General features: G+C 70.6%; 23 protein-coding genes. 11 read left to right on the top strand and 12 right to left on the bottom strand.

The genetic code is table 11. The features are described from left to right. Together J3P36_RS10545 and J3P36_RS10540 are read right to left on the bottom strand one after the other, a co-directional pair. On the bottom strand, nt 1–900 hold the full coding sequence (locus J3P36_RS10545; protein ID WP_307807048.1) for a DNA methyltransferase: 900 nt from the start codon (nt 898–900) through the stop codon (nt 1–3). 74 nt (nt 901–974) lie between these two features. Then, the gene (locus tag J3P36_RS10540; protein ID WP_210507940.1) at nt 975–1,937 is read right to left on the bottom strand and encodes a quinone oxidoreductase; all 963 of its coding nucleotides are present in this window, start codon (nt 1,935–1,937) and stop codon (nt 975–977) included. 50 nt (nt 1,938–1,987) lie between these two features. On the opposite strand from J3P36_RS10540, the gene J3P36_RS10535 reads away from it, so the two are divergent. The 8 genes from J3P36_RS10535 to J3P36_RS10500 all read left to right on the top strand — a co-directional run bounded on the left by J3P36_RS10535 (nt 1,988) and on the right by J3P36_RS10500 (nt 8,496). Beyond that, entirely contained in the window at nt 1,988–2,617 is a 630-nt protein-coding gene (locus tag J3P36_RS10535) for an RNA methyltransferase (RefSeq protein WP_210507938.1), read from the top strand. Nucleotides 2,618–2,701: 84 nt separating this feature from the next. Next, complete coding sequence (locus tag J3P36_RS10530) at nt 2,702–3,988, top strand: adenylosuccinate synthase (protein WP_210507936.1); 1,287 nt, start codon at nt 2,702–2,704, stop codon at nt 3,986–3,988. Nucleotide 3,989: 1 nt separating this feature from the next. Continuing rightward, nucleotides 3,990–4,607, top strand: coding sequence for a GNAT family N-acetyltransferase (locus J3P36_RS10525; protein ID WP_210507934.1), 618 nt, complete (start codon nt 3,990–3,992; stop codon nt 4,605–4,607). Nucleotides 4,608–4,632: 25 nt separating this feature from the next. Then, nucleotides 4,633–4,974, top strand: a complete 342-nt coding sequence (locus J3P36_RS10520) for a chorismate mutase (protein ID WP_210507932.1) — start codon at nt 4,633–4,635, stop codon at nt 4,972–4,974. 72 nt (nt 4,975–5,046) lie between these two features. After that, nucleotides 5,047–5,595: a helix-turn-helix transcriptional regulator gene (locus J3P36_RS10515; protein WP_307807047.1), complete on the top strand. Its 549-nt coding sequence runs from the start codon at nt 5,047–5,049 to the stop codon at nt 5,593–5,595. Further along, entirely contained in the window at nt 5,592–7,100 is a 1,509-nt protein-coding gene (locus tag J3P36_RS10510; protein ID WP_307807046.1) for a DHA2 family efflux MFS transporter permease subunit, read from the top strand. The genes J3P36_RS10515 and J3P36_RS10510 overlap by 4 nt, the downstream gene beginning before the upstream one ends. Nucleotides 7,101–7,244: 144 nt before the next feature. Continuing rightward, a complete protein-coding gene (locus J3P36_RS10505; RefSeq protein ID WP_210507929.1) occupies nt 7,245–7,673 on the top strand; it encodes an ester cyclase in 429 nt (142 codons plus the stop codon). 115 nt (nt 7,674–7,788) lie between these two features. Beyond that, complete coding sequence (locus tag J3P36_RS10500) at nt 7,789–8,496, top strand: ester cyclase (RefSeq protein WP_210507928.1); 708 nt, start codon at nt 7,789–7,791, stop codon at nt 8,494–8,496. Here J3P36_RS10500 and purL read toward each other — a convergent pair. Next, a complete protein-coding gene (gene purL, locus J3P36_RS10495; RefSeq protein WP_210507927.1) occupies nt 8,444–10,750 on the bottom strand; it encodes a phosphoribosylformylglycinamidine synthase subunit PurL in 2,307 nt (768 codons plus the stop codon). The genes J3P36_RS10500 and purL overlap by 53 nt on opposite strands. A gap of 183 nt (nt 10,751–10,933) precedes the next feature. Here purL and J3P36_RS10490 point away from each other — a divergent pair, with 183 nt between their 5' ends. Beyond that, nucleotides 10,934–11,536 carry a PadR family transcriptional regulator gene (locus tag J3P36_RS10490; protein ID WP_210507926.1) on the top strand — a complete coding sequence of 201 codons (603 nt, stop codon included), beginning with the start codon at nt 10,934–10,936 and terminating at the stop codon, nt 11,534–11,536. A gap of 25 nt (nt 11,537–11,561) precedes the next feature. Here the strand turns inward: J3P36_RS10490 and J3P36_RS10485 are convergent, their stop codons facing one another. Beyond that, on the bottom strand, nt 11,562–12,311 hold the full coding sequence (locus J3P36_RS10485; protein WP_210507925.1) for an HpcH/HpaI aldolase/citrate lyase family protein: 750 nt from the start codon (nt 12,309–12,311) through the stop codon (nt 11,562–11,564). Nucleotides 12,312–12,472: 161 nt separating this feature from the next. Here J3P36_RS10485 and J3P36_RS10480 point away from each other — a divergent pair, with 161 nt between their 5' ends. Then, nucleotides 12,473–13,957, top strand: a complete 1,485-nt coding sequence (locus J3P36_RS10480; protein WP_210507924.1) for a cytosine permease — start codon at nt 12,473–12,475, stop codon at nt 13,955–13,957. 259 nt (nt 13,958–14,216) lie between these two features. Here J3P36_RS10480 and purQ read toward each other — a convergent pair whose 3' ends face one another. The 6 genes from purQ to J3P36_RS10450 all read right to left on the bottom strand — a co-directional run bounded on the left by purQ (nt 14,217) and on the right by J3P36_RS10450 (nt 18,057). Then, a complete protein-coding gene (gene purQ / locus J3P36_RS10475) occupies nt 14,217–14,912 on the bottom strand; it encodes a phosphoribosylformylglycinamidine synthase subunit PurQ (RefSeq protein WP_210507923.1) in 696 nt (231 codons plus the stop codon). Next, nucleotides 14,909–15,163, bottom strand: a complete 255-nt coding sequence (gene purS / locus J3P36_RS10470; RefSeq protein ID WP_210507922.1) for a phosphoribosylformylglycinamidine synthase subunit PurS — start codon at nt 15,161–15,163, stop codon at nt 14,909–14,911. The genes purQ and purS overlap by 4 nt, the downstream gene beginning before the upstream one ends. A 73-nt stretch (nt 15,164–15,236) precedes the next feature. After that, nucleotides 15,237–15,746, bottom strand: a complete 510-nt coding sequence (locus J3P36_RS10465; RefSeq protein ID WP_210507921.1) for a hypothetical protein — start codon at nt 15,744–15,746, stop codon at nt 15,237–15,239. Beyond that, nucleotides 15,739–16,227: a hypothetical protein gene (locus J3P36_RS10460; RefSeq protein ID WP_210507919.1), complete on the bottom strand. Its 489-nt coding sequence runs from the start codon at nt 16,225–16,227 to the stop codon at nt 15,739–15,741. Before J3P36_RS10460 ends, J3P36_RS10465 begins: the two co-directional genes overlap by 8 nt. Beyond that, complete coding sequence (locus J3P36_RS10455; protein WP_210507917.1) at nt 16,224–16,940, bottom strand: hypothetical protein; 717 nt, start codon at nt 16,938–16,940, stop codon at nt 16,224–16,226. Before J3P36_RS10455 ends, J3P36_RS10460 begins: the two co-directional genes overlap by 4 nt. 229 nt (nt 16,941–17,169) lie before the next feature. After that, complete coding sequence (locus J3P36_RS10450; protein WP_246854618.1) at nt 17,170–18,057, bottom strand: VOC family protein; 888 nt, start codon at nt 18,055–18,057, stop codon at nt 17,170–17,172. 116 nt (nt 18,058–18,173) lie between these two features. Here J3P36_RS10450 and J3P36_RS10445 point away from each other — a divergent pair, with 116 nt between their 5' ends. Next, nucleotides 18,174–18,767: a hypothetical protein gene (locus J3P36_RS10445; RefSeq protein ID WP_210507915.1), complete on the top strand. Its 594-nt coding sequence runs from the start codon at nt 18,174–18,176 to the stop codon at nt 18,765–18,767. A 13-nt stretch (nt 18,768–18,780) separates the two neighbouring features. Here J3P36_RS10445 and J3P36_RS10440 read toward each other — a convergent pair whose 3' ends face one another. Together J3P36_RS10440 and J3P36_RS10435 are read right to left on the bottom strand one after the other, a co-directional pair. Continuing rightward, the gene (locus tag J3P36_RS10440) at nt 18,781–19,866 is read right to left on the bottom strand and encodes an ABC transporter permease (protein ID WP_210507913.1); all 1,086 of its coding nucleotides are present in this window, start codon (nt 19,864–19,866) and stop codon (nt 18,781–18,783) included. Next, on the bottom strand, nt 19,863–20,744 hold the full coding sequence (locus J3P36_RS10435) for an ABC transporter ATP-binding protein (RefSeq protein WP_210507911.1): 882 nt from the start codon (nt 20,742–20,744) through the stop codon (nt 19,863–19,865). The genes J3P36_RS10440 and J3P36_RS10435 overlap by 4 nt, the downstream gene beginning before the upstream one ends. Nucleotides 20,745–21,226 lie beyond the last annotated feature (482 nt).

The raw sequence follows: 21,226 nt of genomic DNA, 5'->3' as shown, positions 1-21,226 counted from the left end.
TCAGAGGGTGCGGAACTCCGCGGTGTCGCCGACGCGGGCGCGCATGACCTCGATCGCCTGGTCGCTCTCGTCGACGAGGACGAAGCGGCGGCCGAGCTCGCGGGCCGCGGCGCCGGTCGTGCCGCTGCCGGCGAAGAAGTCGAGAACCCAGTCGCCCGGCGCGCTCGACGCCGCGACGATGCGGCGCAGCACGCCGAGCGGCTTCTGCGTCGCGTAGCCGGTCTTCTCGGCGCCGGTCGGGGAGACGATCGTGTGCCACCACACGTCGGTGGGCAGCTTGCCGCGTGCCGCCTTCTCGGGCGTCACGAGTCCGGGCGCCATGTACGGCTCCCGGTCGACGGCTGCGGAGTCGAAGTGGTACCGGTCCGGGTCCTTCACGTAGACGAGGATCGTGTCGTGCTTGGACGGCCACCGGCGGGTGGCGCGGCCGCCGTAGTCGTAGGCCCAGACGATCTCGTTGAGGAAGCACTCGCGGCCGAACAGCCCGTCGAGGAGCACCTTCGCGTAGTGCACCTCCCGGTAGTCGAGGTGCAGGTAGAGGGTGCCGCGCTCGTCGAGGAGACGCCACGCCTCCTCCAGCCGCGGCTCCAGGAAGTCCCAGTAGTCGGCGAACCGGTCGTCGTAGGCGTAGGCGACGCCCTTCAGCGTCTCGTAGGTCGCGCCCTTGAAGCCGACGCGTGTGCCGGCCTCGGAGCGGACGGTGGTCAGCGTCGTCCGCTTCTGCTGCCGCCCGGTGTTGAACGGAGGGTCGAGGTACACGAGGCGGAATGCCCCGTCCGGCAGCCGGCGCACCGCGTCGAGGTTGTCGGCGTGCAGCACGAGGTCGGGCCCGTCCGGCGTCCACAGCGGGTCCGCCGCCGGGAGATCCCGGGCGGGCGCGATCGGCTGGGGGTCGGACACGGCTCGACCCTACGTGACGAGTGCCTCCCGGCTCGGGCGGCCGAGCGCACGCCGGCGTACTCGAGCCGCACCGCCTAGGGGAGGAGGAGCACCTTGCCGGTGGTGCGGCGGGCCTGCAGGTCCTCGTGGGCGCGGGCCGCCTCGGCGAGGGGATAGGTGGCGCCGATGCGCACCGACAGCCGGCCGGACTGCACCGCGTCGAACAGCTCGCCCGCCCGCCACTGCCGCTCCTCGGCATCGCGCAGGTAGAAGCTCATGGTCGGCCGCGTCAGGTAGACCGAGCCGGCGGCCGCCAGCCGCTGCGGGTCGACCGGCGGGACGGGACCCGACGCTGCCCCGAACAGCACCAGATAGCCGCGCACGGCGACCGACGCCAGCGACTCGTCGAACGTGTCCCTGCCCACCCCGTCGTAGACGACGTCCGCGCCGCGGCCGTCCGTCAGCTCGCGGACGCGCTCGCGGAAGCCGTCGTAGCGGAGCACCTCGTCGGCGCCCGCGCCGCGGGAGAGCTCGGCCTTCTCGTCATTGCTCACCGTCGTGATGACGCGGGCACCCCGCGCCTTGAGCAGCTGCGTGAGCAGGAGGCCGACGCCGCCGGCGCCGGCGTGCAGCAGCACGGTGTGCTCGGGACCCACCGGGAACGTCGAGGCGGAGAGGAAGTGGGCTGTGTAGCCCTGCAGGAGGAGGGCCGCCGCGGTCCGATCGTCGACGGCATCCGGCACGCGCACGGCCTTCTCGGCGGGGACTATGGCGAATTCGGCATATGTTCCCCGGGCTTCGGCGGTGGCGACCCGGTCGCCCTCCGCGAAGCCGGTTCCCTCACCCGCCTCGACGACCGTGCCGGCGGCCTCGGCGCCCAGCCGGAAGGGGAACCGCACGGGGTAGATGCCGCTCCGCTGGTAGGTCTCGATGAAGTTCACTCCGGTTGCCGCCACCTTGATGAGCACCTCACCCGGTCCTGGCGCCGGCCGCTCCACCTCCCGCAGCTCCAGGACCTCCGGTCCTCCGGTCCGCTCGAACTCGATCGCCTGGGGCATCGGCATCCTTCCGTCTGCTTCAGCCTAGGCACGCGCCGTAGCCTGGGCGCATGGGAGAGCCGGGACCGAGCGCGGAGCTGAGCACCGCCGGCGTCGGCCCGTGGCCGGGGGAGTGGCCGATCGGCGAGCACTGGGACCCCGAGCTGCTCGAGCACGGCGACAGCCGCAACGTCGTCGACCGGTACCGGTACTGGCGGATGGACGCCATCGTCGCCGACCTCGACACCCGCCGTCACCCCTTCCACGTCGCCATCGAGAACTGGCAGCACGACCTCAACATCGGCTCCATCGTCCGCACCGCGAACGCGTTCCTCGCGACGGCCGTGCACATCGTGGGACGACGGCGGTGGAACCGCCGCGGCGCGATGGTGACGGACCGCTACCAGCACGTGGTGCACCACGAGACGATCGAGGACCTCGCCGCCTGGGCCGCGTCTCAGAGCCTCCCGCTCGTCGCTGTGGACAACGTGCCCGGCTCGGTGCATGTGGAGGACCAGGCTCTGCCCGAGCGCTGCGTGCTGCTGTTCGGCCAGGAGGGGCCGGGGCTCACTCCCGAGGCGCTCGCCGCGGCCTCCGCCGTGGTCGACATCCCGCAGTTCGGCTCGACGCGCTCGATCAACGCGTCCGCCGCTGCCGCGATCGTGATGCACGAGTGGATCCGGGTGCACGCGCTCCGCTGACCGAGGAGCGGTGACCGCCGCCGAGGGGCCGGGACCGCGACCACTAGGCTGGAGGGGGTCTTTCGGCCGACGGAAGGGGATGGCATGCCCGCGGTCGTACTGATCGGCGCGCAGTGGGGCGACGAGGGCAAGGGCAAGGCGACCGACCTGCTCGGCAGCCGCGTCGACTACGTCGTCAAGTTCAACGGCGGGAACAACGCCGGCCACACCGTCGTCGTCGGCGACGAGAAGTACGCGCTGCATCTGCTGCCGTCGGGCATCCTGTCGCCGGGGGTCGTGCCGGTCATCGCGAACGGCGTCGTCGTCGACATCGAGGTGCTCTTCAACGAGCTGGATGCGCTGAGCGCCCGGGGCGTCGACGTCTCGCGCCTGCTCGTGAGCGCGAACGCGCACGTCATCACGCACTACCACCGCACCATCGACCGGGTCACCGAGCGCTTCCTCGGCAAGCGCCAGATCGGCACGACCGGCCGCGGCATCGGACCGACGTACGCCGACAAGATCAACCGCGTCGGCATCCGCGTGCAGGACATCTTCGACGAGGGCATCCTCCGCCAGAAGGTGGAGGGCGCGCTCGAGCAGAAGAACCACCTGCTCCTCAAGATCTACAACCGCCGCGCGATCAGCACGGAGGAGATCGTCGACGACCTCCTCTCCTACGCCGACCGCCTGCGCCCGATGGTCTCCGACACCTCGCTCGAGCTGAACCGGGCGCTCGAGGCGGGGCGCACCGTCCTGTTCGAGGGCGGGCAGGCCACCATGCTCGACGTCGACCACGGCACGTACCCGTTCGTCACGTCCTCGAACGCCACGAGCGGCGGCGCTGCGACCGGGTCGGGCGTCGCACCGAATCGCATCGACCGGGTCATCGCCGTCGTCAAGGCGTACACCACACGCGTCGGCGCGGGGCCGTTCCCCACAGAGCTGCACGACGAGAGCGGCGAGTGGCTGCGCGGACGCGGCTTCGAGTTCGGCACCACCACCGGCCGCCCCCGCCGCACCGGCTGGTACGACGCTCCGATCGCGCGCTACAGCGCCCGCATCAACGGCGTCACCGACTTCGTGCTCACGAAGCTCGACGTCCTCACCGGGCTCGAGCGGATCCCCGTCGCCGTCGCGTACGACGTCGACGGCAGGCGCGTCGACGAGGTGCCCGTCTCGCAGTCCGACTTCCACCACGCGAAGCCGATCTACGAGGAGTTCGAGGGCTGGAGCGAGGACATCAGCGGCGCCCGCGAGTTCGGCGACCTGCCGAAGGCCGCCCAGGACTACGTGCTCGCCCTCGAGGAGATGAGCGGATCCCGGTTCTCGGCGATCGGCGTCGGACCGGACCGCGACGCGATCGTCGTCCGCCACGACCTCCTCGACTGACGTGACCGCTCAGCCGCCGGCGCGCACGCCGCTCGTCGGCCGCTTCGTCCGGCTCGATCCGCTCGCCCGGGAGGACCTGCCGGAGCTCTTCGCCGCGATCGGCCGTCCGGAGGTGTTCGCCGGCGGCTACGGCGGCGGCCCCGCCGGCTATCGGGACACTCTCGACGGCTTCCTCGAGTTCGCGGACGGCTACTACCTGTGGGACGGCCCGGGCGTCAGCTGGGCGGTCCGGCGCCTTGCGGACGGCGGCATCGTCGGCACGACGACCCTCGGCGACCTCGACCTCCGCAACGAGCACGCCCACCTGGGCTGGACCGCCTACGCCCCCGAGGTCTGGGGCACCGAGGTGAACCCGGAGGCGAAGCTGCTGATCCTCGGGCACGCGTTCGCCTGCGGGTTCGGGCGCGTGAAGCTGCAGGCCGACCTGCTCAACGACCGATCGCGGGCGGCCATCCTTAAGCTCGGCGCCACCTTCGAGGGCGTCGTCCGCCGCGACCGGCCGCGGGCCGACGGCAGCTGGCGCGACTCGGCGGTGTACTCGATCCTGGCCGACGAGTGGCCCGCCGTGAGGGCCGGACTCGAGCGGCGCCTGGGCCTCCCCGCTTCGTCGAACGGGTGACCGGAGGCGGGGCTAGGGTCGGAGCATGACCCTCTCCGACCGCCCGCTGGAGCCCGAGGAGCAGGAGGCGCTCGCCGACCTGCTCTCGCTCCGCCAGAGCATCGACAACATCGACGCCGCGCTCACGCACCTGCTCGCCGAGAGGTTCAAGTTCACCCAGCGGGTCGGCGAGCTGAAGGCCGTGCACGGCCTCCCGGCCGCCGACCCGGACCGCGAGCGGCAGCAGATCCAGCGCCTCCGGGCGCTCGCAGAGGACGCCCACCTCGACCCCGCCTTCGCCGAGAAGTGGTTCGGGTTCGTCGTCGCCGAGGTCATCCACCACCACGAGCGGATCGCCTCCGCGAGCTCGGAGCGCTCGACGGACTGACCGGATCTCCTGTATATTCCTTTCGGAATAGTCCATATGGAAGACCGGTCGCCCTCCCTCAGCCCTCTCGCCGTGTCAGCGCTCGCGCTGCTCGCCGAGCGTCCGATGCACCCCTACGAGATGTATCAGCTGATGCTGCAGCGGCGGGACGACCGCAGGGTGAAGGTCCGGCCCGGATCGCTGTACCACACCATCGACAGACTCACCCGGGACGGCCTCGCCGAGGCCGTCGGCACCGATCGGGCGGGCAACCGTCCCGAGCGCACGACGTACCGGGTGACGGAGGCAGGACGGGCCGCGCTAGCGGCGCGGCTGACCGCCATGCTCGCCGCTCCCGCGGAGGAGTATCCCGAGTTCCCGCTCGCGCTCAGCCAGGCCCACAACCTCCCCGCGGACGACGTGGTGCTGCTGCTCGGCCGGCGGCGGGATGCGCTCCGCGCGCGGGTGGACGAGCTCGACGAGAGTGCCCGGAAGCTCGCGGAACGGGATCTGCCGGAGAAGTACTGGGTCGACCTGGACCACGAGCGGGCCATGCTGCGCGCCCACCTGGACTGGCTCGAGCGCCTGCTCGAGCGCATCGCGACCGGCCGGCTCGACTGGCAGAAGGAAGAGCACTCGTGAATCAGCAGCAGGACATCCGGCCCTGGCCGGCGCTCTGGTCGCTCGTCCTGGGGTTCTTCATGATCCTCATCGACACGACCATCGTCTCGGTCGCGAACCCCGCGATCCTGGGCGACCTCGACGCCGACATCAACGCCGTCATCTGGGTGACGAGCGCATACCTGCTCGCCTACGCGGTGCCGCTGCTCATCACCGGCCGTCTCGGCGACCGGTTCGGCCCGAAGAACATGTTCCTCATCGGCCTCGTCGTCTTCACGCTGTCCTCCGCCTGGTGCGGCCTCTCCGGCAGCATCGAGATGCTCATCACGGCCCGCGCCGTGCAGGGACTCGGGGCCGCGCTGATGACGCCGCAGACCATGGCGGTCATCACCCGCATCTTCCCGCCCGACCGCCGCGGTGCGGCGATGGGCCTCTGGGGTGCGACCGCGGGCGTCGCCACCCTGGTCGGCCCGGTGCTCGGCGGCGTGCTCGTCGACGGTTTCGGCTGGGAGTGGATCTTCTTCATCAACGTGCCGATCGGGATCCTGACGTTCGTGCTCGTCCTGCGGAACGTGCCGAAGCTGCCGACGCACTCGCACCGGTTCGACCTCGTCGGAGTCGTGCTGAGCGTCGTCGGCATGTTCCTCCTGGTGTTCGGCATCCAGGAGGGAGAGACGTACGACTGGGGCGTCATCGCGGGCCCGATCAGCGTGTGGGCGCTCATCATCGCGGGCCTCGTCGTGCTCGCCGGGTTCGTCGTCTGGCAGGCGGTCGGCCGGGGCGAGCCGCTGCTGCCGCTCCGGCTGTTCCGCGACCGCAACTTCTCGCTCGCGAACGCCGCGATCACGACCGTCGGCTTCGCGATCACGAGCATGTCGCTGCCGCTCGTCTTCTACTACCAGACGGTGCGCGGCATGACGCCGACGCAGAGCGCGCTGATGCTCGTGCCGATGGCCGTGCTCGGCATCGTGCTGGCCCCGATCGTCGGCAGGATCATCGATCGCACCAATCCGCGCAACCTCGCGGTGGCCGGGTTGCTCCTGCTCGCCGTCGCGCTCGCCTGGTACTCGTTCCTGCTGACGCCGGACACCCCGATCTGGCTGCTGCTGCTCCCGAGCGCCGTGCTGGGCTTCGCGAACGCGGGCATCTGGTCCCCGATCTCGAACACCGCGACCCGCAATCTGCCGCGGGAGTCGGCGGGCGCAGGCTCCGGCGTGTTCAACACGACCCGCCAGGTGGGTGCCGTGCTCGGCAGTGCGGGCATCGCGGTGCTGATGGAGTCGCGGCTCGCGGCGGAGCTCCCCGGCGGCGGATCCGCCGGAGCCTCGGAGTTCGGCGGTGGCACCCTGCACGAGGCCCTGCAGGGCGGGTTCGCGACGGCGATGGGGCAGTCCCTGCTGCTTCCGGCCGCCGTCGCGCTCGTCGGCGCGGTGCTGGTCGTGTTCTTCACGAAGCCGAAGGCGAACGTCGCCTGGGCTGCGCCGGCCCGTCCGGCCGCCGCGGAGGAGGCCGCTCCCCGCGCCTGACGCGCGACCCTCTCTCGACGGCACGTCCCGCCCCGACGGGCACGTCTGGTTCTGGGGTCTTCCGGCCCTGACGCCGGAGGAGGCACGACGGGGATGCTCGTGCCCCGGGACAGCGCCGTCCCGAGCCGTCGACGAGGAGGAATCATGACCGCCGAATCCGTCCGCACGATGGTGCAGGACTATCTCGACACCCTGCTGGCGCGCGGCGACTACGGCCGCTTCTTCGCCCCGACGGTCCACTTCGAGGTGATGGGCACCGGCCAGCAGGCGGACGGCGCCGAAGCGGTGGAGCAGACGATCCGCTGGCTGCACGAGGCGGCCTTCGACGCGCATCCCGAGGTCGTCCGACCGCTCCTCGTGGGCGAGCACGGCGGAGCAGCGGAGCTGATCTTCGCCGGCACTCACACGGGCGAGTTCGCCGGAGTCCCGCCGACGGGCGCGTCGGTCCGCGTGCCCTACTCGGTGTTCTACGACGTCGCGGACGGCAGGATCACCGCCCTGCGCGCGTATCTGCCCATGGACCAGCTGGTCGGGCAGCTGCAGGCCGCGCCGGCCGCCGCCGCGACTCCCTGACCGGATGCCGGGACCTCCCTTCCCCGCTGAAGCGACGGCGGGCCTTCCGGCCCTGAACCGCGGAGTGCCTCGCGTGGGAGCTTGGGCACCGGTGGCCTCGAAGAAGGAGGAGCCCGTGTCCGTCGAGCAGGTTCACAGCACGGTGGAGGGCTACCTCGACGCCCTCTGCACCCGGGGCGACTACGGCCGCTTCTTCGCCGACGACATCACGTTCGACGTCCTCTGGTCGGACAAGAGCGCGCAGGGGCCGAAGGAGGTCGAGGCGACGATTCGGGCCATCCACGAGGTCACCTTCGACGCCCGGTCGGAGGTGCTGCGCCTCGTGGTCGGCGAGGACGGCGGGGCCGCCGAGCTCTCCTTCGCCGGGCGGCACACCGGGGAGTTCCGGGGAGTGGAGGCGACGGGTCGCCTCGTGCGGGTCGCCTACTCGACCTTCTTCGACGTCGCCGACGGGAGGATCACGGCGTTCCGCATCTACCTCCCCGTGGAGCGGCTCCTCGCCCAGGTCAGCGGTCGGATGAGCCGCCTCGAGGAGCTGTTCCCCGAGCAGGACGCCGCGGACGCCTACTTCCTGCCCGAACCGGAGCCCGAGCACGTGTACGGGAGCGGTACCGGGATGCCACAGGATCGGCAGGTCGAGGCGGCGGATGCCGCTCCTCCCGGCCATCGGGAGCCGTCGGCGGACGCTCCCCCCGACGAACGCGAGCCGTCGGCGGTCAGCGCGTCGAGTGACCGGCAGGGGTCGCTGTGGCATTCGCTCCGGGCGCTGCTCAGGCGAAGTGAGCGGGAAGGGTCGACGACCAGCCGCCACGCAGCTCGCTGAGCGGGATCTCGAACTGGTCCTGCACCTGCAGAGCCGCCTCTTCGCCCGTCCCGTCGGTGACGCCGATGCGCAGCACCGCGTAGCCCCGGCCCTCGCAGAGTCCGACGAAGCGCACGTCGTCCTCGCGCGGCACCGAGACGAGCACGCGTCCGGTCGACTCGCTGAACAGCGCCGTCGCCGCGTCGATGCCGTCGCGCTCGCAGAGCTCGCCGAGCCAGACGCGGGCGCCGACGCCGAAGCGCAGCACGCTCTCGGCGAGGGCCTGGGCGAGACCGCCGTCGGCGAGGTCATGGGCGGAACCGAGCAGCGACTCGTGCGCGGCCGCCGACAGCAGGGCGGCCAGGTCCTTCTCGCGCTGCAGGTCGACGGCCGGCGGGCGGCCGCCGAGGTGGTCGTGCACGACGCCGGCCCAGGCCGAGCCGTCGAGCTCGAGCGCCGTCGTGCCGAGCAGGTAGAGATTGTGGCCCTCGTCCTGCCAGCCCGAGGGGACGCGGCGGGCGACGTCGTCGATGGTGCCGAGGACTGCGACCACAGGGGTCGGGTGGATGGGCTGGTCGCCCGTCTGGTTGTAGAGGGACACGTTGCCGCCGGTGACCGGGATGCCGAGCTCGAGGCATCCGTCGGCGAGGCCCTCCACCGCGCGGGAGAACTGCCACATCACCTCGGGGTTCTCGGGGCTGCCGAAGTTCAGGCAGTCGGAGACCGCGGCCGGCGTCGCGCCCGTTGCGGCGACGTTGCGGTAGGCCTCCGCGAGGGCCAGCTGGGCGCCCTGGTACGGGTCGAGGTAGGCGTAGCGGCCGTTGGCGTCGGTGGCGACGGCGAAGCCGAGGCCCGACTCCTCGTCGACGCGCACCATGCCCGCGTCGTCGGGGAAGCTGAGGGCCGTGTTGCCGAGCACGTACCGGTCGTACTGGTCCGTGATCCACGCGGGGTCCGCGAGGTTCGGGCTCGCGGTGAGGCGGAGCACCTGCTCGCGGAGCTCCGCGCCGTCCTTCGGGCTGGGGAGCGCGGACGCGGAGTCGGCGTTGAGGGCGTCCATCCAGGTCGGATACGCGATCGGCCGCTCGTAGACGGGGCTGTCCACCGCGACGGTGCGGGGATCCACGTCGACGATGAGCTGGTCGTGCCAGGTGATCCGCAGCCGGCCGGTGTCGGTGACCTCGCCGAGGACGCTCGTCTCGACGTCCCACTTGCGCACCACCTCGAGGAAGCCGTCGAGCTTCTCCGGGCGGACGACTGCCATCATCCGCTCCTGGCTCTCCGACATGAGGATCTCCTCCGCGGTGAGCGAGGGGTCGCGCAGCAGCACCTGGTCGAGGTCGATCGCCATGCCGCCGTCGCCGTTGCTCGCGAGCTCGCTGGTCGCGCAGCTGATCCCGGCGGCGCCGAGGTCCTGGATGCCCTCGACGAGTCCCTCGCGGAACAGCTCGAGGCAGCACTCGATGAGCACCTTCTCGGCGAACGGATCGCCGACCTGCACGGCCGGCCGCTTCGTCGGCCCGCCCTCGCTGAAGGTGTCCGAGGCGAGGATGGAGGCGCCGCCGATGCCGTCTCCGCCGGTGCGGGCGCCGAACAGCACGACCTTGTTGCCGACGCCGCGGGCGTTCGCGAGGTGCAGGTCCTCGTGGCGGAGGACGCCGACCGCGAGCGCGTTGACGAGCGGATTCGCCTGGTACACCGGGTCGAACCAGGTCTCGCCGCCGATGTTCGGCAGGCCGAGGCAGTTGCCGTAGAAGCTGATGCCCGCGACGACGCCGTGCACCACGCGGGCGGTGTCCGGGGAGTCGATGGCACCGAAGCGCAGCGCGTCCATCACGGCCACGGGGCGGGCGCCCATCGAGATGATGTCGCGCACGATGCCGCCGACGCCGGTCGCGGCGCCCTGGAACGGCTCGATGTAGCTCGGGTGGTTGTGGCTCTCGATCTTGAAGGTGACCGCCCAGCCCTCGCCGACGTCGATGACGCCCGCGTTCTCCCCCATGCCCACCATGAGGTTCTTCTTCATCTCGGGCGTGACCTTCTGGCCGAACTGGCGAAGCCACACCTTCGAGCTCTTGTAGGAGCAGTGCTCGCTCCACATGACCGAGTACATGGCGAGCTCGCCGCTCGTGGGACGGCGGCCCAGGATCTCGCGGATCTTCGCGTACTCGTCGTCCTTCAGGCCGAGGGCTGCGTACGGCTGCTCCCGGTCGGGGGTGGCGGCGGCCCGCTCCACGGTGTCGACGACGGGAGCCTGCAGCGAGGTCTCGGGCACGGCGGAACTCCTCAGCTTCGCTATGGGGACCGTCAGAGTCTACGTTCCGCGCCTCCGCGCCGCCGTCGGCAGGACTGGCCGAGCAATGGCGCTTGTGTCACGATAGATACCGATATATCGTTACCGTATCGCTCAGAACGGAGCGGCATCGACCCGGAAGGGTGACCCACGAAAGAAGGAACCATGTTCACTCCTACTCCTGACCACCGGCCGCGCCATCCCCGCCGCGGCCACGACGGCTTCGGCCACCCCGGCTTCTTCGGTCCCGGTGCGCACGGGCACGGCGGCTTCGGTGCCGGCTTCGGCCCGGGCTTCGGTCCCGGCTTCGGTCCGCGCGGGCGCGGTCGCGCCCGCCGGGGCGACGTCCGGCTCGTGCTCCTGTCGCTTCTCGCCGACGCTCCCTCGAACGGCTACGGACTGATCCGCTCGATCGCCGAGCGCACCGAGGGCCGCTGGCGCCCGAGCCCCGGCTCGGTCTACCCGACCCTGCAGCAGCTGGTCGACGAGGGGCTCGTCGCCGGCAGCGGCGAGGGCCGGGGCGGCGAGTACGCGCTCACCGAGCAGGGCCGCGCGTACCTCGACGAGCACGCCGACGAGATCGCCGCCGCCTGGGGCGGTCTGCCCGGACGCGACGGCGGAGCCGACGACCCGTTCTGGATCAGCTTCATGAAGCTCGTGAAGGCGGTACGCCAGTTCTCGTCCGACGCGTCGCCCGAGCAGAGGGCCACCGCGACGGAGCAGATGGACCAGCTCCGCAAGTCGCTCTACGGAATGCTCGCGGAGTGAGGCCACGCCAGGGCGGCGCGTCCGCTCAGTACCCGCCGGCCCCCTGAGCCGGCGCAGCACCCAGCACCGAGGCGGCACCGGCGTCGATCGCGCCGGCGTCGGTCGCCACCGAGACATCGTCGAACCCGAGCTCGAGGAGGCGCGCGGCCTTCCCCGGCTCGCCCCCGAACGCCCCGCACCGGATCCCCGCCGCTCGGCAGGCCGCGAGGATGCGCCGCAGCGGGGCGTCCTCGTCAGGGGCGGCGAGCAGCTCCTCGAGGGTGATGCCCAGGGCGAGGGACAGGTCGTAGGGGCCGACGAAGATCGAGGTCACCCCGGGCACGGCCACGATCTCCTCCAGCTCGTCGAGTCCACCCCGCGTCTCAATCATCAGCCACACCTCGGTGCGGTTGTTCGCCTCGTCGCGCGTCGGAGCGTCCCGCCCCCAGAGCGGCTCGAGCGGCCCCCAGCTGCGGCGGCCGAGCGGCGGGTACAGCGCCGCATCGACCGCGGCGCGCGCGTCCGCCGCACCGTCGACGAGGGGCACCACCACACCGCGGGCGCCCGCGTCGAGGGCGGAGCCGATGGCCGCGGCATCCAGCCCGGGCACCCGCACCAGTGTGCGCGGCCACGCCTCGGTGCGCAGCCGGAGCGTGTCCACCACTCGCGAGCGGTCGTATGCCCCGTGCTGCATATCGAGCAGCACCCAGTCGAAGCCGGCGACCGCATACCGCGCCGCGGTCGCGCTCTCGCCGAGCAGGCACCAGATTCCGCGGGCGGGTGAGGCGTTTCCCATGCCCGGATTATCCCGGGTCCCCGTCGTCGCCCGCACCGCACGGAGGAGGAGGGCCGGGCGGTGGTATAGGGCGAGCTTGTGGCGGGCAAAGGCGCAGGTCCCGTTGTGGCGCGTGCAGGCCGGCCATATCGTTCCCACCACTGACGAGACCGAGGAGACCTGTGAACGCCACGCCCAGCGCCGAGCCTGTCGTCGCTCCTTCCGCACCCGAGACGATCGAGTCGCGCTCGATCGACTGGGTCCCGCTCAGCGCCCGCGGCGGCAAGCCGTGGACGCTGTTTCCGCTCTGGTTCATGTCGAACGCGAACGTGACCACCCTCGCCACCGGCATGCTCGGCGCCGCGCTCGGCGGCTCCCTCGCCGCGTCCCTCCTCGCCATCGTCCTCGGCGTCGCCGTCGGAACCGTGTTCACCGCGTTCCACTCGGCGCAGGGCCCGCAGCTGGGCCTGCCGCAGATGATCCAGTCCCGGGCCCAGTTCGGCTACCGCGGCGTCATCCTCATCTGCGCGATCGTCGTGTTCAGCCTCGTCGGCTTCAACATGTTCAATCAGATGCTCGCCTCCGACGTCGCGGTCATGACCACCGGCGTGGACGCGCCGGCGCTCTGGTACCTCGTGATCAGCGGCCTCGCGGTGCTGCTCGCGATCTTCGGCTACCACTGGATCCACGGGGTGCAGAAGTGGCTGACCCTGCTGTTCCTCGTCACCTTCGGCGTCTTCACGGTCGCCGCGCTGTTCGTCGTACCGCTCGATCCTGCGCAGCTGTCTCTCGCGAACCTCAACTGGGTCGCGTTCCTCGTGCAGTTCGGCGGTGCCGCCGCGTATGCGCTCGGCTGGGCGCCGTACGTCTCCGACTACTCCCGCTACCTGCCGCCGCAGACGAGCCCGGCACGGGCCCTCGGCTACACCTACGGCGGGGTCTTCGTCGGCGCGGTCTGGCTGATGGGGCTCGGCGCCCTCATCGCGGCCGCGTTCTCGGGAGCGTCCCCGCTCGAGGGCGTGCGTGACGCCGCGGACCTCATCCTCCCCGGTGCGGGCCTCTGGCTGCTGGTCGCCGCCCTCCCCGGCCTCATCAGTGTCATCACGGTCAACATCTACGCGGCGGCGCTCGAGGTCGTGACGATCCTCGACTCGGTCCGCCCGGTGAAGCCGACCCGCACCCTGCGCGTGGTGTGCTGCCTCGTCATCGCAGCCGCCGCCGTGGTCGGGTCGCTCCTCAGCACGGGCGAGTTCCTCGCCAACTTCGGCAGCTTCCTCGTCGTGCTGCTCTACGTGCTCGTGCCGTGGACGAGTGTGAACCTGGTCGACTACTACTTCGTCCGGAAGGGCCGGTACGCGGTGCGGGAGATCTTCAACCCGCACGGCGTCTACGGCGCCTGGGGTTGGCGCGGGCTCACTGCCTACGCGATCGGCATCGTCGCCATGATCCCGTTCGTCGTCACGGTCTGGTACACCGGGCCGGTTGCGACGCTGCTCGGCGGCGCGGACATCGCCCTGTTCGTCGGGCTGCTCGCCTCGGCGGTCGCGTACCTGATCCTCGCGCGCACGCTCGACTTCGCCGCGGAGGAGAAGGTGGCCGAGGAGGACCGCCTCCAGTACGGCCACGAGGCGGTGCGCTTCGGCGTGACGGAGCTCGGCCGCCGCTGATCCGCCCCGGTGCCGCCACCCGGTGATCGAGGAGGGCGCAAAGCGCCCGTCTCGAGATCACGCAAGGTGTTCCCGGACTCGGCCACGCCGGTAGACCGCCCCGGTGATTGAGGAGGGCGCGGAGCGCCCGTCTCGAAATCACGCGACGTGCCTTCGGACCGGATCATCCGCCGGGCCGGCGAGGTGGCCGAGTCCAAGGGCAAGGTCGCGTGGTTTCGAGACGCCGCCTGCGGCGGCTCCTCAACCACCGGAAGGACGGCTACGCCGCGAGGACCGCCTGCAGCACCGACTGGAAGATGCGGAGGCCGTCGATGCCCGAGCGCATGGCGGCGCTCGTGTCGGGCCCGAAGCCCGGCTCCACCGCGTGCTCGGGGTGCGGCATCAGGCCGACGACGTTGCCGCGCTCGTTCGCGACACCCGCGATGTCGTTGATCGAGCCGTTGGGGTTGTAGCCGAGGTAGCGGAACACGACGCGGCCCTCGCCCTCGAGGCGCTCGATGGTGTCGGCATCCGCGATGTAGCCGCCCTCGCCGTTCTTCAGGGGGATGACGATCTCGTCGCCGTCCGCGAAGGCGGTCGTCCACTGCGTGCGCGAGCTCTCGACGCGCAGGCGCTGGTCGCGGCAGACGAAGCTGCCCTTCTCGTTGCGGATGAGGCCGCCGGGGAGCAGGTGCGCCTCGGTGAGCATCTGGAAGCCGTTGCAGATGCCGAGGACCGGCATCCCGCTGTTCGCGGCGTCGATGACCTCGCGCATGATCGGCGAGTGGGCCGCGATGGCGCCGCAGCGGAGGTAGTCGCCGTAGCTGAAGCCGCCGGGCAGGACGAGGGCGTCGACCCCCTGCAGGTCGTGGTCGCCGTGCCAGAGCGCGACGGGCTCGGCGCCGGCGAGGCGGATGCCGCGGGCCGCGTCCCGGTCGTCGAGCGAGCCGGGGAACGTGATGACGCCGACCTTCATCGCTCGTCCTCCGTCCGGATGGCGACGACGTCCTCGATGACGCCGTTCGAGAGCAGGGTCTGTGCGATGTCCCGCACGTCGGCGAGCACGCCGTCGTCGACGGGCCCGTCGACGGTCAGCTCGAACCGCTTGCCGATCCGCACCGACGAGAACTCGGACTTGCCGAGCCGCTTGAGCGCCCCGGCCACCGCCTTGCCCTGGGGGTCGAGGAGCTCGGCCTTGGGCATGACTTCGACGACGATGGTCGGCACGGGGCCACCCTTCCGATCGGGAACCCGACGATTCTACCGGCCCCGCCGAGCGGGCGGTCCCTCGGTCGCGCTGCTAAGGCGACATCGATTCTGGTGCGGTGGTTGCTTGGACCCACCGGGCCTCTTCTGCGATTGCGCTTCGGATACGGTTCCAGATCGGTTGCTTCTTCTTCGCTGGAGGTTTAGGGAGAGGCTCAGAATGGCGGACCAGCCCGTGCGCAGAGGAGAGGTCCTCGTCCTCTTCATCGGAGTCTGGCTTTCGAATGACACCTGCCTCAACCGGCGCGGCTCTCACATGCTTAGCCCGGAACACCAGAGCCCGAGTCGGCAGAGCGTGCAACGTGCGAGGGTCGCGCCCGCGATCCTCGAGCACCTTCCAGAGGTGCACGGACATGCCCTCCTGATCGGCGCCTACATCCTCCGCGTAGTCGTACCGCAACATTGCCGGACCCACGGCACGTTCACCGGACTCCAGATCGAGCACTGCGGCGTCTTCGTAGAGCTTCTGCGGAACCTTGCGTAGAAGTTCGTCGTCGTCCCGTATCGATGCGTCATCCCAGAGCCAGTCTCCGGAATCACTCATAAAGTCGATGCCACTCGGGATTCACCTTGGCCGTACGGCGGGACAAGTCCCGGAGGAAGCCTTGGATCGCCGTGTAGGGGAAGGCGCCCTCATACCACTCTCTTAGTGTGTGACTATCACGATCGCTCGCGCGCACATAGAAGGAGTCGTCGACATTGACGTCGATCTGCAACGAGAGGGGGCCACACCTCCATACCGCGACCACTGCCCCGTCCTCATCAGCAGAGACCGAAGGAAAAACTGTTGACGCCGTAACAACTCCCTGAAGAATACGCCGGAACGCGGCCTGCGCGCGGGGATCGGGCGGCGTGTGTAGCTGCGAGAATCTGCGCGAGACATAGCCGACTACCGCTGGATCGAAGTGTGCGGCTTCGCTGGCCTCGCGCGCATTTACGGAACGTTGGAAAGGCTTGCGCTGAGCGAGCTTCCACTGGAGGGAAGACCGTCTGAGTTCAGGGGCGACTAGAGCAGAGGCGCTCATCGGACCATCCCCCAAGTGTCCAACTGCTTGCTCGAGGACGAAGATACGAAAGCTTGGAGCAGTTGTTCGTGGGCCGCATTGAGGAGGTCGGTGGCCGTTATGTCTTCGCGTGACGCCTTCGCGTTGGAGTCGAGCCACATGACATTCTGTCCCTCGCGCGTCGCAGCGTTCACTTCGACAACGGTGTCGACGTCCTGCTCGCTCACTGTCGGCAGAGTGATATGGAAGGCGTACTGGATCGATCGATCAGCTGGCGGTATGACATGATCACCACTCAACAGAGTTGCTGTCGCCACCTCTAAAGGGCTTACGGCGCCGAAATCATTCGAATATTCGCACTGAGCGCGGATCGGCCGTGGAGCTTCGCCTGCCGCCAGCATCACCGCCTTCGCGTAATCGTTGAAGCGGGCGAGGAGTTCGGACTTCAGTGTCTCGAAACCTTCGTACTCGGTCCCGTCCTCAAACTGCCAGTAAAGACTGAATCGGTCATTCTGGAAACCCACCCGGTGTCCCTTGCTGTCGCGGAACACGAGCCAAGGAAAGGGCATCCCGCCCTCAGGGAAGTAGTCTGACTGATTCGCGTCGGGCTCGACCGGCGGCAACGCGAAACTTTCAGCTATCAATGAGTAGCGTTGAGTCCAGCCACTTATGAAGCTTGCGAGGGCGGAAACGCGCAGCTCCCGAATCGGTGGGAAATAAAGGGTCAGATCCACTGAACGCACTGGTGGAGTTCGAAACCTGAGAGCTTCCGTGGGCGCGCCGGGCATAGATCGAATATATCGTGGCGCAGCTGAAGTGCGCGCGGCTCACTGGGACTTGGGTAGTAGCTGGGAGAATGAGTCGTACGGGCAGGCGCGGGCGAGCAACTCCGCTTGATCGCGATTGACGACCTTGCGCGACCGCGCGGACGAGTCTGTCAGCTACAGGTAGGAGCCTGGCGGGTCAGGATGCGGCAGCCACCGCGACGCGGACGGTGTTGGCCCACGGGTCCTCGAAGGAGAGGCCCGCGCCGGTGTCACGCTGCTGCACGCCCCGGGCGGTGAGGCGCTCCCGCAGCGCGCCGAGGTCCTCAACGGTCGGAACCGCGATCGACACCTCGCCGAGGCCCAGCGCCGGCGTGCGGGTGCCCGCCCCGGCGCTGTGCCAGGTGTTCATGCCGAGGTGATGGTGGTAGCCGCCCGCGGAGACGAAGAGGGCGGAGTCGCCGAACGCGGCCGTCACCTCGAAGCCGACCGTGTCGACGTAGAACGCGCGGGCGGTGGCGATGTCGCCCACCTTGAGGTGCACGTGCCCGACGCCCGCGTCGCCCTGCACGCCCGTCGTCGCGCCCTGCTCGGTGAGGTTCTCCTGGAGGAAGCGGTTCGGGTCGAGGAACACCGTCCCCATTCGCACCCGCGAGCCGTCCCACTGCCATTCGGCGCGCGGGCGGTCCCAGTACAGCTCGACGCCGTTGCCCTCGGGGTCGTCGAAGTAGAGCGCCTTGCTGACGAGGTGGTCGGAGCTGCCGTTGAAGGATCCGCCGTAGCGGGTGGCGACCGAGTACACCGAGGCGGCGAGGTCCGACTGATCGGGGAAGAGGAACGCCGTGTGGTACAGCCCGGCCTGGGAGGGGGACGCGTGCCTCAGCTCGCGCCGCTGCTCCAGCACGAGCGCGGCGGCGCCGCCCCGGCCGAGCTCGGCACGATCGCCCTGCTGTGCGAGCAGGTCGAGGCCGACCCCGTCGCGGTAGTACGCGATCATCCGGTCGAGGTCGGCGACCGCGAGGGTGACGGCCCCCATGCCGGTGTCCGCGGCGAGGGAGTCCGACGGGCGGGGGTGAGCATCGGTCATGTCGCGTCCAACCGTTCGCGCGAGCGCCGAATTCCATTGCACGGCGGTTGCAGTGGTCGGCGATCGACGCCCGGGAGGGCCGGCCCCCGCTGGAATGGGCGCCACGAGGAGGAACCATGTCCGCTGAACCGCTGCCCAACGTCGTTCCCGCGCTGGCCGGCCCCGCGCTGCCCGCCGCCCCCGCGTTGCCCCTGCCGCCCGCTCCGCCCGAGCCGGCCGTGGGCGGGACCGTGCCCGAGGCGCTCGCCCTGCGGCCGGAGGGCCGCACTGCCGTCGCGCTCTGGCTCACCCTCTACTGGTGCGCGGCCGGGCTCGGCACCCTCTTCCTGCTGCTGTCCGGGGTGTACCTCGCGGTGGGCGCCGTCTCGGTGACGAACGTGATCACCGTCGCGCTCGCGACCTGCGCGCTCTACCTCGGGGCGGGGCTCGCGACGCGCCTGTTCCGGCTGGGCGCCGGGCTCAGCTGGTTCGCCCGCGGCACGGTCACCACGCGGTCGCTCTCGGTCGGCTGGGTGCTGCTCATCCTCGTCGTCATCGGCGGCGGCATCCTCGCGGCGCTGCTCGATCTGAAGGCCGCCGACATGCTCGGCTCGTTCGACGGCCTGCTCGGCACCATCGGGGCGGTCGCCCTGCTCGCGGTGCTCGGTCCCGGATACGGCGAATACCGGGAGGCGAGGGACGAGACCCTCACCTCCCGGCAGCCGCACTGAGGAGGATGCGCACTCAGCCGCGCAGCGCCTCGCCGAGCTTCACGCGGCCGCCCATCCGCAGCAGCGAGTTCTCGTAGACGCGCGCCCCGAGCACGACCACCGCGGCGGTGGTGGCGAGCATGATCGCGAGCGACAGCAGCGGCTCCCACCACTCGGCCGTGCCGAGGAAGATCCGCATCGGCATCCCGACGGGTGCCGAGAACGGCACGTAGGACATGATCGTCAGCACCAGGTCGTTGTCGTTGAAGAACACGATCAGGAAGTACGGGATCATCACGAGCATCGTCACCGGAGTCGTGACGGCGCCGACGTCCTCCTGGCGCGAGACGAGCGCCGCGCTCGCGGCGAAGATCGCGGCGAGCAGCACGAAGCCGACCGCGAAGAACGCGATGAACCAGATCACCGACGGGCCGAGCGCGGTCAGCAGGTTCTGCTGCCCGGTCAGCGCGAGGGCCGCGGTCGCGGCGAGGGCGATGAGCACGATCTGGCCGAGGGCTAGGACACTGTTGCCGATCACCTTGCCGGCGAGCAGGGCACGCGCGGGGATCGCCGAGAGCAGCAGCTCGACGACCCGCGTCGACTTCTCCTCCACGACGCTCTGCGCGATCGTCGCGCCGAAGGTCAGGGCCGCCATGAAGAAGATGAGCCCGAACCCGAGCGCGACCAGGTACACGAGGATCGGATGAGTGGGCGCCGGGTCGAGGAGCTGCACCTCTGGCGAGACGCTGAGCAGCATCACGAGGTCGTCGGGCTCCGAGTCGAGGGCGACGAGCGAGTAGCCGAGCGTGCCGTCGTCGGGCACCACCGCCGCGGCGACGGTCTCGTCGCGCACCAGCTGCTCGGCCTCGGCGACATCCGCCGTGGTCGTCACGTCGACGCCGTCGAGACCGGAGACCACCTGGGTCGCCCCGGGCGCAGCGGCGACCTTGATGTCCTCCGGGTTCTGCGCGGCGACGCTGCCGAAGATGATCGACGCGAGCACCGCGAGCAGCAGGATGACGCCCGAGATCACGAAGGCCTTGCTGCGCAGCTTGGAGCGGATCTCGCGGTCGGCGACCAGGCCGACGCTGCTCCAGAAGGGGATGGCGGGGGCACTCACTTGACGACCTCCGTGAAGATCTGGGCCAGGGTCGGCCGCGAACGGGTGAAGGAGACGACGCTGCCGCGGGCGACCGCGGACTGCAGCACGCGCTGGGCGGTGACCTCGTCGCTCTCGAAGAGCGCCCAGCCGGCGCCGAACTCGCGGACGACCACGCCCGGCTCGGCACGCAGCCACCCGGTGTCGTCGCTCGTCAGCAGCTCCCACGCGAGCCGGGAGTTCTGATCGCGCAGCCTCTCGGCGCTGCCGGCCGCGCGGATCCGGCCGCCGGCGATGATGACGAGGTCGTCGCAGAGGCGCTCGACCAGCTCGAGCTGGTGGCTCGAGAAGAGCACCGGCACCCCGCGGGCCGCGCGCTCCTGCAGCACGCCCACCACCGCGTCGACGGCGAGCGGGTCGAGGCCCGAGAACGGTTCGTCGAGGATGAGGACCTCGGGCTCGTGCACGAGCGCGGCCGCGATCTGCGCGCGCTGCTGGTTGCCGAGCGACAGGCTCTCGACCGTGTCGCCGGCCCGCGGCGCGAGCTCGAGGCGCTCGAGCAGCTCCGCGGTCGCCGCCTCCGCCGCCGACTTGCTCATCCCGTGCAGGCGCCCGAGGTAGGCGATCTGCTCGGCCACCCGCATCTTCGGGTAGAGCCCCCGCTCCTCGGGCATGTAGCCGAAGCGGCGCCGGTCGGCGGCCGTGATCGGCTGACCGGAGAGGCGGACGACGCCCGCGTCCGGGGCGAGCACGCCGAGGATGACGCGCATGGTGGTGGTCTTGCCGGCGCCGTTGCCGCCGACGAAGCCGGTGAGCCGGCCCGCGCCGATCTCGAAGCTCACGTCGTCGAGGGCCAGGCGCTCGCCGAAGCGCTTGCTCACATGGTCGATGGTGATCATGGCTCCACGCTAGGAACCGGGCGCACGACGCCACATCCGCCGCCGGGCGGTTTCCGTCCTCCCCCGCGCGGCGGAGGGGACGGCCTCGCCCCTTCCCCGGTGACTGAGAAGGCCGCGGAGCGGCCGTCTCGAGATCACGCGAGCCGCTTCGAACCGCGCCCCTCTTCCCGGTGATTGAGGAGGCCGCGGAGCGGCCGTCTCGAGATCACGCGAGCCGCTTCGAACCGCGCCCCTCTTCCCGGTGATTGAGGAGGCCGCGGAGCGGCCGTCTCGAGATCACGCGAGCCGCTTCGAACCGCGCCCCTCTTCCCGGTGATTGAGGAGGCCGCGGAGCGGCCGTCTCGAGATCACGCGAGCCGCTTCGAACCGCGCCCCTCTTCCCGGTGATTGAGGAGGCCGCGGAGCGGCCGTCTCGAGATCACGCGAGCCGCTTCGAACCGCGCCCCTCTTCCCGGTGATTGAGGAGGCCGCGGAGCGGCCGT

This window comes from Naasia sp. SYSU D00057 (genome assembly GCF_017916505.1).
Taxonomy (GTDB): Bacteria; Actinomycetota; Actinomycetes; order Actinomycetales; family Microbacteriaceae; genus Naasia.
This window is presented reverse-complemented; position numbering and strand designations above follow the sequence as displayed.

Coding starts and splice junctions, on each gene's coding strand:
- J3P36_RS10540 (WP_210507940.1), bottom strand. CDS start 1,937: ATGCCCCAGGCGATCGAGTTCGAGCGGACCGGAGGACCGGAGGTCCTG.
- J3P36_RS10535 (WP_210507938.1), top strand. CDS start 1,988: ATGGGAGAGCCGGGACCGAGCGCGGAGCTGAGCACCGCCGGCGTCGGC.
- J3P36_RS10530 (WP_210507936.1), top strand. CDS start 2,702: ATGCCCGCGGTCGTACTGATCGGCGCGCAGTGGGGCGACGAGGGCAAG.
- J3P36_RS10520 (WP_210507932.1), top strand. CDS start 4,633: ATGACCCTCTCCGACCGCCCGCTGGAGCCCGAGGAGCAGGAGGCGCTC.
- J3P36_RS10505 (WP_210507929.1), top strand. CDS start 7,245: ATGACCGCCGAATCCGTCCGCACGATGGTGCAGGACTATCTCGACACC.
- J3P36_RS10490 (WP_210507926.1), top strand. CDS start 10,934: ATGTTCACTCCTACTCCTGACCACCGGCCGCGCCATCCCCGCCGCGGC.
- J3P36_RS10485 (WP_210507925.1), bottom strand. CDS start 12,311: ATGGGAAACGCCTCACCCGCCCGCGGAATCTGGTGCCTGCTCGGCGAG.
- purQ (WP_210507923.1), bottom strand. CDS start 14,912: ATGAAGGTCGGCGTCATCACGTTCCCCGGCTCGCTCGACGACCGGGAC.
- J3P36_RS10465 (WP_210507921.1), bottom strand. CDS start 15,746: ATGAGTGATTCCGGAGACTGGCTCTGGGATGACGCATCGATACGGGAC.
- J3P36_RS10460 (WP_210507919.1), bottom strand. CDS start 16,227: ATGAGCGCCTCTGCTCTAGTCGCCCCTGAACTCAGACGGTCTTCCCTC.
- J3P36_RS10450 (WP_246854618.1), bottom strand. CDS start 18,057: ATGACCGATGCTCACCCCCGCCCGTCGGACTCCCTCGCCGCGGACACC.
- J3P36_RS10445 (WP_210507915.1), top strand. CDS start 18,174: ATGTCCGCTGAACCGCTGCCCAACGTCGTTCCCGCGCTGGCCGGCCCC.
- J3P36_RS10435 (WP_210507911.1), bottom strand. CDS start 20,744: ATGATCACCATCGACCATGTGAGCAAGCGCTTCGGCGAGCGCCTGGCC.